Here is a 13,531-nt window from a genome sequence, read left to right on the forward strand (position 1 = left end):
CTAACATCTTCAAATGGTCACTTATGCAGAATATTTAACTATTCACAATAAACATGAGAGTTAATTAATCTACTTTACCTATGACTAGAATTTTAGCCATAGGTATTCCCTAATAAAACTTTCAGTAAACCTTGGGTCGAGGCATCAAACTGTGCAATATCTGTTTGCTGACCATTGAGCACTGGCAATAACTGATTGGCGATTTCTTTGCCTTTTTCTACGCCCCATTGATCAAAGGGATTAATATTCCAAATCACAGACTGCACAAATACTTTATGCTCATAGAGCGCAATGAGCATACCAAGAGTTTTTGGATTTAACTCGTTGACCAAAATAGTCGTGCTTGGTTGATTTCCCTCATATTTTTTATATTCAGGCAAATCTTCTACCTCATTGGCACACAATGCTTGATTACCAAAAGCCAGCAACCTTGATTGTGCCAAACAGTTAGAAAGTGCTAAATGATGTTGCTCAATTAATGCTTCGGCATTTTCTGCATAAGTAAATTGTTTTGCATTATAACGCTGTACTGGTGCAATAAAATCGCAACTCACTGCATGTGTCCCTTGATGCAATAACTGGTAAAACGCATGCTGCGCATTAGGACCTACCTCTCCCCAAACAATCGGGCACGTCGCAGATTCAACTTTTTGATGATCGCGCTGTAAAGATTTACCGTTAGACTCCATTTCAAGCTGCTGTAAATACGCAGCAAAATATTTCAACCGCCCATCATAAGGCAGAACTGCATGGGTCTGCATATTCAGATAGTTGGTATTCCATACCCCCAACAAGCCCATCAACACAGGAATATTTTGCTCGAACGGTGCATGTTGAAAATGCTGATCCACCAAATGTGCACCCGAAAGTAAGGCTTTAAATCCCTCTACCCCAATTTGTAAAGCGATCGGTAATCCTATACAGGACCACAGAGAATAACGTCCTCCTACCCAGTCCCATAATAAGAACTGGTGATCAGGATGGATTCCCCAAGCCGTCATTTTTTCAGGTTTCGTCGACACGCCAATAAAATGACTTTTTAGAACACAATCACGTTGCCCTAAACTTTTCTCCAGCCATTGGCGCACTGTTTCAGCATTCGATAGGGTATCAATCGTTCCAAAAGATTTGGAAGAAATAATAAACAAAGTTGTTTCAGGTCTTAACTGATGCAGGAGCTCTGAAAGCTGGCTGCCATCCATGGTCGAAACAAAATGTACATTTAAGGGTTTCGCTGTTTGGACTTTAAAATCAGATAAGGCATGAGAAACCATCAAGGGGCCTAAATCTGAACCACCCACCCCAATATTCACCACATCTTGAATGACTTCACCCGTCACGCCACGGTATTGTCCTGCATGAATTTTCTCGACTAAATTAAACATTCGGTCTAATTGTCTATGCACTTGTTGAGATACTTCAGGGAAAACAGAGGAATCTTGAGGCAAGCGCAAAGCCCAATGCATCGCTGCACGTTGCTCTGTGTAATTAATTGGCTCAAGGGAAAATAAGCGACTGATCCATGTTTTTAATTGTTTTGCATCTGCTAAGGAAAGCAATTCTTTGGTAACAGGTAAATTGACACGCTGCTTACTAAAATCAAAAAGCAAATCTTCACAACGCAAACTGAAGTTTTCAAAGCGTTGTACTTGTTCAGCAAAAAGTTGATTCAAATGAACCGACTGCATTTGTTGCGCTAACTGCTGTAGTTTTTGTTCAGTAGAATGAAATGCTTGCTTCGGAAAATTTTCGATATTTTCTCTCATACTCGACCAACTCCACCATAGGCAAAGCCCTGCGCTTTGACATATAGAGGATCATAGATATTACGTCCATCTAGAATAAGCGGATGACGCATCAATTGCTGTAGTTTTTTATAATCAGGACTAAAGTATTGTTTCCACGCGGTGATCACACATAAGGCATCAGCCTCTTGAACTGCATCATAAGCATCTGTACACAGAATTAAATCTTCACGATGACCATACTGTTGATATATTTCCTGCAGCGCTTGTGGATCATGAAGTTTAACCCTTACACCTTGTGCCCAGAGCGCATTAAGCATGGCATGAACTGGCGAATTATGAATACTCGAGGTATTTTCTTTGAAGGATGCTCCCCAAATTGCAACAACTTTATTTTTTAAATCCGAATGGTAATAATTCCAGAGTTTACGAAATAAAATCTCTTTTTGCTGCTCATTAATATCCAACACTTGCTGCAACAAACGGCTTTTCGCACCGCTTTTAGAGACTTCACTGGATAAAGTCAAAATATCATGCGAAAAATTTTCGCCACCAAACCCCACCCCAGGCGATAAATACGTCGAGCCAATTCGCGAATCAGCACCCATCCCTTGTGCCACATTGGCAATATCAATACCTAATTTTTCAGCCACTACAGCAAGATCATTGATATAACTAATTCGAGTCGCCAACATGCCTGAGATACTCAGTTTGGTAAACTCAGCATCAAGGATTGGCATAAACAAATATTGCTGAGTTTTATTAAATATGGGACGCAACAACTCTTCAACCATTGTTCTCGCTGGTTCTTGTTCCGCCCCAACAATAATCTGCTTTAAATGCAGAATACTATTAATGGCATTCCCTTCCTGAATCACATCGGGTAAATAGACCCAGTAATCTTGAGGTGAAATTTTACTCAGCTTGTTCGTACCATTTAATCCAAAAGTTGCAGCATTAATCATCAACCTTGGATGAAGAATCGGTTTTAAAGCCAATGTTTTAAGGAAATGAATCGCCAGCTCGATCTCTGTTGGGCTATAACAAAAGAAATAAACATCTACATCTAAAGGAAGTTCAACCGCAGAACAATACAGAAGCTGTCTAAGTTTATGTTGTCGGTTAAGACGAGAATTTACATCTTCATCTAAATATTGAACCCGCTTCCGCGGGGAATGCTCATCATTTTGATGACTGCACCAATACACTTGATTGCCATATTCGGACAACAATACAGCCATGACACCTGCATTCAGTGTCGCACCTAATATCGCAACTTTCATGATTCACCTACAAAGCTTATTGTTATTCGACATTCAATTCGGCAATCAACTGCTTAAACTCATGTCCTAATTTTGGATGAGCAATACCATAATGTAAAACAGCCTTTAAGTAGCCAAGTTTGCTTCCGCAGTCAAAAGTTTCCCCTTTCATGCGATAAGCTTCAACAACATCAGTGGTCTGCAACATGGCAATGGCATCTGTTAACTGGATTTCATTGCCTGCTCCTTTTGGGGTCTGTTCTAAGAGCTGCATAATTTTTGCAGGCAGAATATAACGTCCCACCACAGATAAATTCGATGGCGCAGTTCCAACCGCCGGTTTTTCTACAATGCCCTGCATGGCAATACTTTCACCCTCTGCAGGAGACTTAGCTACATCCACAATACCATATTGATCCACCATGTGATCAGGAACTGCTTCAACCATAATTTGTGCCGCTTGTGCCACTTCATAACGCTGAATCATGCAGGCAAGATCATTTTGATCCGATTTTTCTTTCACCAAAACATCTGGCAATAAAACCGCAAAATCATCATGACCAATAATACTTTTGGCACAGAGCACAGCATGCCCCAAACCTAACGGCTGCGGTTGGCGTACACTCACGACACTGACATGCGCAGGTAAAATTTCAGTAATTTCTTTTAGAAGATCGATTTTATTTTTTTGTGCTAAAGTTGTTTCAAGTTCAAAATTTCGGTCAAAATAGTTTTCGATCGATGCTTTAGATGTATGTGTCACTAAAATAATTTGTTCAATCCCAGCTTGAACCGCTTCACGTACTACATATTCAATTGCTGGACGATCAACGACTGTGACCATTTCTTTAGGAATAGACTTACTTGCAGGTAAAAAACGCGTGCCTAAACCAGCAACAGGTAAGATTGCTTTTTTAATCATTAAATTGAACTCGAATCATTACTAAATTTAAGACTTAACTTGATCTTCAGATTTTTTTGGTGCGTTACCTTGGAATAAGGATGGACCTACATGACCAGGGGCGTTAATCCCTTCACGCTTTGCTATCACTGCAACCGTTCTAAACATAATTTTAAAATCGACTAAGGTGTTGTGATGATCAACATACCATACATCACACTTAAATCGTTCTTCGTAATCTAACTCATTACGACCACTGACTTGTGCAAGCCCAGTCATGCCTGGTCGAACTTCTAAGCGACGTGCTTGCTCGGGTGAGTAAAGTTCTAGAAAGTCTTTCAACATTGGGCGTGGACCAACAACGCTCATGTCACCCTTTAATACATTAATGAGTTGTGGCATTTCATCTAAAGAGGTTGAACGTAATTTTTGCCCAAATGGGGTAATGCGTTTTTCATCTGATAATGGATTGCCATCTTGATCAAACGCATCCTTCATAGAACGGAACTTGATCATTTTAAAAAGTTTACCATTCTTGCCTGGACGTTCTTGGCAAAAGAAGATTGGTGACCCCAAATTTTTTCGTACTTTATAACAAACAATGAGGAAAATTGGAGACAAAACAATTAACGCTACTAAAGAGATCACAATGTCTACTAGACGCTTCATATTTTCATTCACTCTTTTTTTAATCTTTCCTAAGAAAAACATATAAATAATTAAATAGCACTTAAACTATATATTATTACCTTTCCCACAATCTAGAGAAAAGATGGTTAAATATTAGAGGACATTATTATATATCTTCCCTTGCAAATCTTGTAACTTTAATTATCCACTATAAGATAAAGAACCATGTGTTAATTAAACAATAAGCATAAACTTTTCTTATTTTAAAAATTATACACAATACGTTAAATTTTTCATACAATCCGAATGCTTGTAGAGGCATTTAGAAATTAACTTCAAACCATCAATCTATTTTAAATTATTTTTTTGCATAAAATCAGTCACTCCTTTCGCCCAATTAGACTTAAAATCCATTAAAGGCTTTGATCCATTCTTTTGCCTAGTTTCAGAACTTTCCCATAAAATAACTCAATCCGCTCCTTTCTGCTTGAAATAAAGCAGTCGATCACACATCTCTACGTCAGTTAGAGGTTCTACATAACGCATTCCTGTTCTAGGATCTTTTTCTAAAAAAAATTAACTAGCTGTTATATATCGATATATTTTCAAGTTATATTTGTTAGCATACTTAGAACTTTCTGCCATATTAATATCAATTATTTTTTTCCAAATTTTGGGATCGCGAATGTTATAGTTATAGATTACAGGACTTAGAAAATCTACTAATTCGGCAATTGGTTTATACTTTTTATTAAGTCATTGATAGTCTGGTATTCTAGCATCTGAAAGCAGTTCTCCTTCTGTACTGACAGGTAATAGAGAATAGACACCTACTTTAGCTTGTCCTCCCAAAGAGTGATAAAGTTTTGAGAACAATAGGAAGAACTGTTTCTGGTTTTCTATCATTCCCAACCTCAATATTAAAAGAAATTGGTACTTCTGGATTTTTCTTTGTATCTTCAACAATTTTCTTTATTTTTTCTAAATCTGGCTCTTTATTGGTCAGAAATTGATTTTCATATAAAACTTTTATTTGTTTCGTGCCAACTTCATAAAGAGCTTGTTGCGTCTGAGAATGGCCATCTATTTTTTCCATATTTATCAACATGATACCTAAAATAAACAATATATATATTGTAAAAGCATTAATATTTAAAGGTAATAATATAGCTAAACTCATAAATAATAACTTAATTTTCATTACTAGTAGTCACAAATTTACAATTTTAGATATTTTATACTTTCTTCGAGAACAAGAAGATATCTATTTGTAAATTTGGCTACATATAGTTAAAATTCCCCTATCTTTTTAAGAGAAAATAAAATGTTTCAGTACATAAAAAGTGATCTATATAGATATTATGGAAAGGTTTCAGTATTATTATTTCTTAAATGTTATTTCTTAAATAGGGGCTTTAATTATACTGTATGGTTAAGATTGGCGTCTTCACAAGGTATTCTTTCTAAATTTGCACGCTTAATTTTAGCTAGAAAAACATTTAAGACTGGTATTGATATTAATTATAAAACTAAGATTGGGTACGGCTTATACATTGGTCATGGTGGCCCACTAATTATTAATGGCTCTGCTACCATAGGAAATAACTGCAATTTTTCTCAATTTACAACAATTGGGAGTTTATCGAACAATGCTGCTATTATTGAAGATAATGTTTATATTGGTCCTCATGTCTGTATTCTTGAAAATATTAGAATTGGAGAAGGAGCCATGATTGGTGCGGGTAGTATTGTCACTAAAAATATAGAAAAAAACAAAGTAGCTGTAGGTAATCCAGCTAAAGCAATAAAGGTTGTAGAAATAGATGTAATAAATAACAAGTGGATGAAGTATTGAACACTTAATCCACTTTCAAAAATTAAAATTAATTGTTGTTGAAAATATCCCTTGTATAGACTTTATCCAGAACATCTAAAAGATCATCCTCTAAGCGATTAGTTATAATAATATCACATTGTTCTTTAAAATCATTAATATTATTTTCAACTAAACAATTATTAAAATTACTAATAATTAAACTAGGCTCATAAATTATAACTTTTATCTTATTTTCAATAAGCTTATCTATAATATTTTGTACAGCAGAAGAGCGAAAATTATCAGAACCATGTTTCATTATTAAGCGATATACCCCTACCACCTGCGCACCTTTTTCTATAATATTCTGTACGATAAATTTTTTCCTAGTAGCATTAGCTTTTACAATAGCTCCAATGATATCATTAGGCACATCATTATAGTTAGCTAATAGTTGTTTAGTATCTTTAGGCAAACAGTAACCACCATAACCAAAAGATGGGTTATTATAATAATTTCCAATTCTAGGATCTAAGCATATACCTTCAATAATTTGTTTAGTATTTAAATCTTTCAATTCTGCATATGTATCTAATTCATTGAAAAAAGAAACTCTCATAGCTAAATAAGTATTAGAAAATAACTTTATTGCCTCAGCTTCTGTAGAATTAGTTAATAGAATCTGCGTATCTTTCTTTATAGCACCTTGATATAATAATTCAGCGAATTCTTGAGCTCTATCCGACTGTTCACCTACAATAATACGTGAGGGATATAAATTATCATGCAAAGCCTTTCCTTCTCGGAGGAACTCGGGAGAAAATATAATATTATTTGACTTGTATTCTTCTCTTACATGATTAATAAAACCTACAGGAATTGTAGATTTAATAACTATCAATGCATTTATATTTACAGACAGAATATCTTTAATAACAGACTCTACAGATGAAGTATTAAAATAATTTTTATCTTCATCATAGTCAGTCGGCGTAGCAATAATAATAATTTCAGAGGAGCGATAAGCCTCTTCCCAATCACTAGTTGCCTCAAGATTTAATTTTTTTGTTTTAAGATAATCAATAATTTCTCGATCATGTATAGGAGATTTTTTATCATTAACAAGTTTTATACGTTCAGCATTATTGTCTATAGCACATACCTTATTATGCTGAGCCAAAAGTATAGCATTGGATAACCCGACATAACCTAAACCAACTACAGTTATTATTTTAGACATGATTATACACCTATAATATTAAATTTTAAAAAAAAGGGTTATTTTAGGAAATTTACTACGAACAATACCTCTGATAGCATAATGCAAGAAGTAATAAAAACTAGCAAATAAAGATAGTTTTTCTATATATCGATATAAATGCCAATTATATTGAGCTGCTTTAAATTTATTAGCTGAAATCGAGTCAGATCGAATAGTATAATTTGCAAGATTTTCTTGCAAACCATAGGCATAACTTACTTTTTTAAGAATTTTTAACCATAATGCAAAATCTTGGCGTTTACGAATAAGAGGAAATTCCTGTTTTCCTATTTTTTTTGTATCATATATTACTGTTAAACACCCAATCACACATGTTTTTAATAATTCAGAATAATTTATTTTATTTGGAATAGGCATTACTCCTAAAACCTTACCTTCTTCATCCACCTTGAAGTAAGAAGTATAGGTGAAGGAATAATCATTAATTAGCATAAACTCTATTTGTCGTTCCAGTTTTTCTGGTAGCCAACAATCATCACTATCTAAAAAAGCTATAAAGCGCCCTTGAGCTAATTGTATTCCTGTATTTCGGGCCACAGCAGCACCAGAATTTTCATGCAGCTGAATTAATTTAATACGTTTATCTTTCGCTTCATAAGCTTTAATAGCCTCAACAGAACTATCTATAGAACAATCATCAATGATAATCATTTCCCATTCCTTATAAGTTTGCGAAATAACAGAATCAATTGTTTTACCAATAAATTTTGCAGAATTATAAGAAGGTGTAATGATAGAAACTAAACTCATTTTTCCACCCTTAAGTAGTTAAATAAACCTTTATACATAAGAAATAAGTTCGATAAGAAATATCTTTTCTTAATAGACTTTTTATAAGAAAAATAAATATATAATAAATTTGCCATTAGAAAACCATATATTCTAAAAAATACAGCCCCTCTATCATAGAAAAAATTATCGTTTATTATTTTCCCAGAACTCTCAAAAGGATGAAAAACTAACTTTTCATTAATCGCATAAATATTTAAACCACTCTTCAAACAATCTGATAAGAAAATATTTTCTTCACCCGATTTAAAAAAACCACCAAGACCAAACCTCTCGTCAAAAGTAATATTTTTATTAATAATAGATTCCCTATTAAATACAATTTCAACAGAAGAAACTTTCATAATTGAAAATCTATTCATTTTATAAACATAATCTTTATAAGTTTTATATGGCAAACCTTCAGGGGTATAAGTTTGAAATATTAAAATATCTGCATCAGGAATAGTATTAAAAAAATTTAAAATCTTTTCTTTATAATCTAGTACATAATAAACATCATTATCAGCAATACAACAATATTTATCATTTGCCAATAAAATTGCTCTGTTTCTACTTTTAGATAATCCTTTTTCATCAAAATTATAAAAGGTGATGTTGCTAAGATCAGTAAAATACAAATCTTTGGTTTGATTAACCACTATAGTATTGCCATTATTTTTTGAAAAAAATAATGGCACTTTATTATCCATAGTAGACAATAAAACACAAACATTACTATTAAGACTCATAACCAGGCACCATTAAAGTAATACAAATATTCATTTTTTGCAAAAAAAGTCACTTTAAGAAAATAAAACAAGAAATACATCAATATCATTAGAAAAAAAATTCTCTTTGATTGCTTATAGATATAAACAAATGGAAAAATAATAAAAATTACAAAGTACAAATAAATTCGATTAGCCATACCTAAATGAAGTGACATTAAAAAAATAAAATGAGTTAAAGCCCAAATTACAACCATATAATTAAAAAAACTTTCCTCATTTTTTAAAATATTATTATTAAAAGTATTTTTTTTAAGGTAAAAAAACCAAAAAACAAATATAAATGGTAGACTTATAAATTTTAAAAACAAATCAAAGAAAGTTTTAGATTCATTAAAATCTGATTCTTGATAGTTCGCATATATATAATCTTTACTTTGAAGAAAATCAAAAATAGTACTAGACCAATCGATATAATAGAAAAATATACTAGCAAAAAAAATTAAGAAAATTAATTTTTTAGAGATTTTTTTATAAATAAAACTTAAAAATAAAATAAAACATGCGGGCAATAGTACTGAAAAATGAAACATAGTACTAATAAAAATTAAAGATAAAGACTTCAGATACTTTCTTTCAAAGCATAAACAAGCAATTATTGGCAAAAACAAAAGAGCCACATATTGCCTTATGCCATTCATTTGATTGTGATAAATGCCGGTAACTAAAAAAAATAAAACAAAATACAACCAACTAGGTATATTATATCTTTTTAAATAGAATATACCATAAAAAAATAAAAGAGTCTGTAAAAAACCAATTAATACAAATTGTAATTGTGGGATATTAAAAAATTTAGAAGCCTCAACTATATAGTAATAAATAAATTCATTTTTATTTAGATAAAAATTATGCTCATTATTATAAAAATAATCATAATATGTATAGTAATCTGTACCAACACCCTTTTGAAAAGCAATAGGTAAAAAATATATTAAAATAGCAGGTGACCATACTATTAATTGAATAAAGAAATTTTTACATTTTTTTTTCTCAACACTATATAGATATAAGAAACAAAAGAAAAATACTCCTAAATATATCATTTTAAAACCTGTTGTAATTGCTGTACAAAGTTTTCTAATTCAAAAATCGCTGCTCTCTCTTTACTCTTCAATTGATAATTAGCTAAGATATTTCGATTAAACATACAATCTATAATCCTTTCTGCAAGTTCTTTCTCATTATCTATATCGAATAAAATCCCATATTGACCATTTTTTAACAACTCACATGCACCAATAGTTTTAGAAGCAATTACAGGTTTATTTGCAACTAGTGCTTCAGCTATAGCTAAAGAAAAACTCTCACTAAATGATGTAGATATAAACATATCAGAATTATTTAAATATTCAGTTGGATTCATCAAGAAACCTGTTAAGATGATTTCCGAGCACAAACCAAATTTTTCAATATCTCTTAATAAATTTTGTCTCTCACTACCCTCTCCAATTATATAACATTTAAAACTATAACCTTGTTCTTTTACAATTTTTAATGCACGAATTAGACAATTAAAATTCTTAATTGTCTCAAGTCTACCAATTGTACATAAGGTGAATATATTTGTCTTTTCTAATACTTTATAATGATTTTTTATAACAAAATTATATATTACTTGTTTATTTACATTATTTTCGTATATCAAATTAAAACTTTCTAGAGCGGAATTTGAAACTGTAATTATTTTATCCATTCTACCATAAATATCCCTTTCATCATTTTTATGAAACAATACTTGTGTCCAATGATTAGTAACAAAATCATTATGCACCCAAGTTAAATTTAATCTACTTTTGTTCAGTAAAAAACTATGCAAAAAAACTGGAATACCCTCTACAAAAGAGATAGTACAATCATAATTTTCTTTTATAAGTTCTTTTACTCTGTTATCAAAAAATATCTTTATACCAGTATATTTATATACTTTTTTTAAAACCCACCACTTTAATTTACTATCATTTTTTTTAAAATTATAAACTTTAACTTTATCAGAAGGAATTTTTGATAAAAAAGGTCCATTTTCATCAAAAATCAATAAATCAATTTCATATTCTAAATAGTGCTCAGATCTCTCAAGAAGATCACTTAAGATTTTTTCCGCCCCACCTGCTCGCATTGAGTTTACAATAAACAAAACCTTTCTTTTCATTTAGAACAATACACTCTCATTAATAAATCATTCATAGCAACTAAATACAAGATTTTTTCTCGAAATGAAAAATCCCCATCAAATAAAGACAAAGAAAAATCTTCTATATATTTCTTTAACTCACTTTCGTAATTCCCAAAAGTTTTAAATCGATATAATCTTAATCTAGAGGCTTTCAATATAAGAAATTTTCCATAAGCTTTAAAATAAGGCTTTTTCTCTATGGATAAAATATAAGGTAAAAATTTATTATTAAAAAAATCATTTGTTTTTTGATTTGTGAATGAGTTTTCATGTTGTATGTAGTAATACAAATGTGCATTTAGATAAGAAATTTTATTTGATAACCAAATTGAATCTAGCAAAAACTCCTCATCTTCGCAATATTTCAAATTTTCGCTAAAAAACAAATTATTTTTCTGAATAAAGGATTTCCTAAATACTTTATTCCAAACAAACCCCCTAACATCTCCTTTCATGATATTTACAATTATTTCATCTTTAACTATTTCTCCTGAATTACTTACAAGCATTTCTTCATTATTATTTTTAATATAGTAATTAAAAAAAACTATATCCGAGTTATTTTTTTCTAAATGCTCATAAATTTCATTTATAGCTGATTTAGAAATAAAATCATCAGCATCCATGAATAATATATAATCACCTTTGGCATTATTTATACCTAAATTTCTTGCAGCACTTACCCCCTTATTTTCCTGTTTAATTACTCTAAATTTTTTTTCTGATGTATAAGTAGCACATACTTCATATGTATTATCTATACTACCATCATCTATGATTAAAACCTCAAAATTAGATTTAGTTTGCCCTAGCAATGAATCTAAGGTTGCACATATAGTTTTAGAAGCATTATAAGCTGGTATAATAACAGATATGAGCATTTTAAACTTTATCTCCGATAAAGAACTGTATTTTAAAAATAAGCCCTTTTTTATAAAAATAATTAAAGAAAGTTAATGATAAAAATTCCACAATAAGCATACTCCAAGCAGCACCGATCAACCCCTTATAATAAATAAGGCTAAATGACAATGGAATAGAAAAAAAAGTTACTAATACAGTTTTTTTTGACAGAAAACTATAACCACCATCTTTAATCATAAATCTTGCAACTATTATTCCTAGAGATGACAGCATTGAAGAAAAAATTATAATTAAAACAGAATCAAATGATTGTAAATATTCAGCCCCATAAAGCTTATCAATTATATTTTTACCAAAAAAATATATTAGCACAAAATAAAATAAAGAAATTAAAATTATAAAAACATTCAAATAACCCATCATTTTATATATTTTATACTTATTGTTTTCTTTATAAATTTTAGTCATATATGAAGTTATAATTGATTGATTAACAAAAGTCCATGTAACACCCAAAGTTATTGCAACCGAATACAATCCTAATTCATATGTAGATATCATTTTTCCTAATAAAAGATTATTTATCTGAGTATACAATCCAACTGAAATAGATGAAACAACCAATACACTGCCTACTTTTAGATAATAACTATTATATTTTTTCTCATTTAACAATTTATCTTTTACAACTTTTTCTTTTCGATTAAGCCATATTTTTTTAAGAACAAAAGGTATAATTCCTATTAAAGCCAGAGGCAAACAAAAAAAGTAAGGACTTAACTCATTTTCAACAACTAAATATCTAGCAATCAAAACCACAACTAGCATTAATATATTTGAATATACATTTAACTGAGATTTTAAAATAGCATTATTATAAACAATAAATATATCTTGTATAATAAAAAAAGTTGATATAGCTACCGCCACTCCAAAACAAAATGTCAAAAAATCACTAAAAATATATAACCACATTAATATTGGAAAAGTTATTAATATACACAGTATTTTCCTTATTTTTTGTGTAGCAAATAAATAATTTAATCCAGAAATTTTGTTTTGGCTGACTCTTTTAAAAAGTACTTCCTGATTTCCAAACCAAATAATAGTTTGTGCTAGAGTAAAAATAGATATAACTAAAGCAATTTTCCCGTAATCAGATGGCCCTAAGTATTTTGCTACATAAGCATTTACAAGTATTAATCCAAATAATGAAATAACTTTTTCAAACATCATCCAAAATGAATTTGAAAAAATTTTTCTATCAACTAAACCTAACATATTATAATCTTATAC

General features: G+C 30.7%; 13 protein-coding genes. 1 reads left to right on the forward strand and 12 read right to left on the reverse strand.

Going from position 1 to position 13,531, the window contains the following annotated elements; translation table 11 throughout:
• Positions 1-92 precede the first annotated feature (92 nt).
• From pgi to E0H94_RS18675, 5 genes are all read right to left on the reverse strand, one after another.
• On the reverse strand, positions 93-1,766 hold the full coding sequence (pgi, locus tag E0H94_RS08150) for a glucose-6-phosphate isomerase (RefSeq protein ID WP_131325935.1): 1,674 nt from the start codon (positions 1,764-1,766) through the stop codon (positions 93-95).
• On the reverse strand, positions 1,763-3,028 hold the full coding sequence (locus E0H94_RS08155) for a nucleotide sugar dehydrogenase (RefSeq protein ID WP_131325936.1): 1,266 nt from the start codon (positions 3,026-3,028) through the stop codon (positions 1,763-1,765). The genes pgi and E0H94_RS08155 overlap by 4 nt, the downstream gene beginning before the upstream one ends.
• A 22-nt stretch (positions 3,029-3,050) precedes the next feature.
• Complete coding sequence (galU, locus tag E0H94_RS08160) at positions 3,051-3,929, reverse strand: UTP--glucose-1-phosphate uridylyltransferase GalU (RefSeq protein WP_131325937.1); 879 nt, start codon at positions 3,927-3,929, stop codon at positions 3,051-3,053.
• A gap of 27 nt (positions 3,930-3,956) precedes the next feature.
• Positions 3,957-4,577 carry a sugar transferase gene (locus E0H94_RS08165; protein ID WP_131325938.1) on the reverse strand — a complete coding sequence of 207 codons (621 nt, stop codon included), beginning with the start codon at positions 4,575-4,577 and terminating at the stop codon, positions 3,957-3,959.
• A gap of 796 nt (positions 4,578-5,373) precedes the next feature.
• Positions 5,374-5,739: a hypothetical protein gene (locus E0H94_RS18675; RefSeq protein ID WP_227548568.1), complete on the reverse strand. Its 366-nt coding sequence runs from the start codon at positions 5,737-5,739 to the stop codon at positions 5,374-5,376.
• 123 nt (positions 5,740-5,862) lie between these two features.
• Between E0H94_RS18675 and E0H94_RS08175 the strand changes: the two genes are divergently transcribed.
• Entirely contained in the window at positions 5,863-6,393 is a 531-nt protein-coding gene (locus tag E0H94_RS08175) for a serine O-acetyltransferase (protein ID WP_131325939.1), read from the forward strand.
• Between the two features lie 28 nt (positions 6,394-6,421).
• Here E0H94_RS08175 and E0H94_RS08180 read toward each other — a convergent pair whose 3' ends face one another.
• From E0H94_RS08180 to E0H94_RS08210, 7 genes are read right to left on the reverse strand one after another with little or no spacing between them, the layout of a single operon-like run.
• Positions 6,422-7,594, reverse strand: a complete 1,173-nt coding sequence (locus E0H94_RS08180) for a nucleotide sugar dehydrogenase (RefSeq protein WP_131325940.1) — start codon at positions 7,592-7,594, stop codon at positions 6,422-6,424.
• 18 nt (positions 7,595-7,612) lie between these two features.
• Positions 7,613-8,386: a glycosyltransferase family 2 protein gene (locus E0H94_RS08185; RefSeq protein WP_131325941.1), complete on the reverse strand. Its 774-nt coding sequence runs from the start codon at positions 8,384-8,386 to the stop codon at positions 7,613-7,615.
• The gene (locus tag E0H94_RS08190) at positions 8,383-9,156 is read right to left on the reverse strand and encodes a glycosyltransferase family A protein (RefSeq protein ID WP_131325942.1); all 774 of its coding nucleotides are present in this window, start codon (positions 9,154-9,156) and stop codon (positions 8,383-8,385) included. Before E0H94_RS08190 ends, E0H94_RS08185 begins: the two co-directional genes overlap by 4 nt.
• Positions 9,153-10,241 (reverse strand): EpsG family protein, encoded by a 1,089-nt coding sequence (locus E0H94_RS08195; RefSeq protein ID WP_131325943.1) that lies wholly within the window; start codon positions 10,239-10,241, stop codon positions 9,153-9,155. Before E0H94_RS08195 ends, E0H94_RS08190 begins: the two co-directional genes overlap by 4 nt.
• Positions 10,238-11,347 carry a glycosyltransferase gene (locus E0H94_RS08200; RefSeq protein WP_131325944.1) on the reverse strand — a complete coding sequence of 370 codons (1,110 nt, stop codon included), beginning with the start codon at positions 11,345-11,347 and terminating at the stop codon, positions 10,238-10,240. The genes E0H94_RS08195 and E0H94_RS08200 overlap by 4 nt, the downstream gene beginning before the upstream one ends.
• Positions 11,344-12,252, reverse strand: coding sequence for a glycosyltransferase family 2 protein (locus tag E0H94_RS08205; protein ID WP_131325945.1), 909 nt, complete (start codon positions 12,250-12,252; stop codon positions 11,344-11,346). The genes E0H94_RS08200 and E0H94_RS08205 overlap by 4 nt, the downstream gene beginning before the upstream one ends.
• Before the next feature lies 1 nt (position 12,253).
• Positions 12,254-13,516 (reverse strand): oligosaccharide flippase family protein, encoded by a 1,263-nt coding sequence (locus tag E0H94_RS08210; RefSeq protein WP_131325946.1) that lies wholly within the window; start codon positions 13,514-13,516, stop codon positions 12,254-12,256.
• Positions 13,517-13,531: the final 15 nt, after the last annotated feature.

This window comes from Acinetobacter sp. ANC 4173, assembly GCF_004331255.1.
Taxonomy (GTDB): Bacteria; Pseudomonadota; Gammaproteobacteria; order Pseudomonadales; family Moraxellaceae; genus Acinetobacter.

Excerpts from the sequence above, each read along its gene's own strand:
- pgi (WP_131325935.1), bottom strand. The coding sequence starts at position 1,766 with ATGAGAGAAAATATCGAAAATTTTCCGAAGCAAGCATTTCATTCTACT.
- E0H94_RS08155 (WP_131325936.1), bottom strand. The coding sequence starts at position 3,028 with ATGAAAGTTGCGATATTAGGTGCGACACTGAATGCAGGTGTCATGGCT.
- galU (WP_131325937.1), bottom strand. The coding sequence starts at position 3,929 with ATGATTAAAAAAGCAATCTTACCTGTTGCTGGTTTAGGCACGCGTTTT.
- E0H94_RS08165 (WP_131325938.1), bottom strand. The coding sequence starts at position 4,577 with ATGAAGCGTCTAGTAGACATTGTGATCTCTTTAGTAGCGTTAATTGTT.
- E0H94_RS18675 (WP_227548568.1), bottom strand. The coding sequence starts at position 5,739 with ATGAAAATTAAGTTATTATTTATGAGTTTAGCTATATTATTACCTTTA.
- E0H94_RS08175 (WP_131325939.1), top strand. The coding sequence starts at position 5,863 with ATGTTTCAGTACATAAAAAGTGATCTATATAGATATTATGGAAAGGTT.
- E0H94_RS08180 (WP_131325940.1), bottom strand. The coding sequence starts at position 7,594 with ATGTCTAAAATAATAACTGTAGTTGGTTTAGGTTATGTCGGGTTATCC.
- E0H94_RS08185 (WP_131325941.1), bottom strand. The coding sequence starts at position 8,386 with ATGAGTTTAGTTTCTATCATTACACCTTCTTATAATTCTGCAAAATTT.
- E0H94_RS08190 (WP_131325942.1), bottom strand. The coding sequence starts at position 9,156 with ATGAGTCTTAATAGTAATGTTTGTGTTTTATTGTCTACTATGGATAAT.
- E0H94_RS08195 (WP_131325943.1), bottom strand. The coding sequence starts at position 10,241 with ATGATATATTTAGGAGTATTTTTCTTTTGTTTCTTATATCTATATAGT.
- E0H94_RS08200 (WP_131325944.1), bottom strand. The coding sequence starts at position 11,347 with ATGAAAAGAAAGGTTTTGTTTATTGTAAACTCAATGCGAGCAGGTGGG.
- E0H94_RS08205 (WP_131325945.1), bottom strand. The coding sequence starts at position 12,252 with ATGCTCATATCTGTTATTATACCAGCTTATAATGCTTCTAAAACTATA.
- E0H94_RS08210 (WP_131325946.1), bottom strand. The coding sequence starts at position 13,516 with ATGTTAGGTTTAGTTGATAGAAAAATTTTTTCAAATTCATTTTGGATG.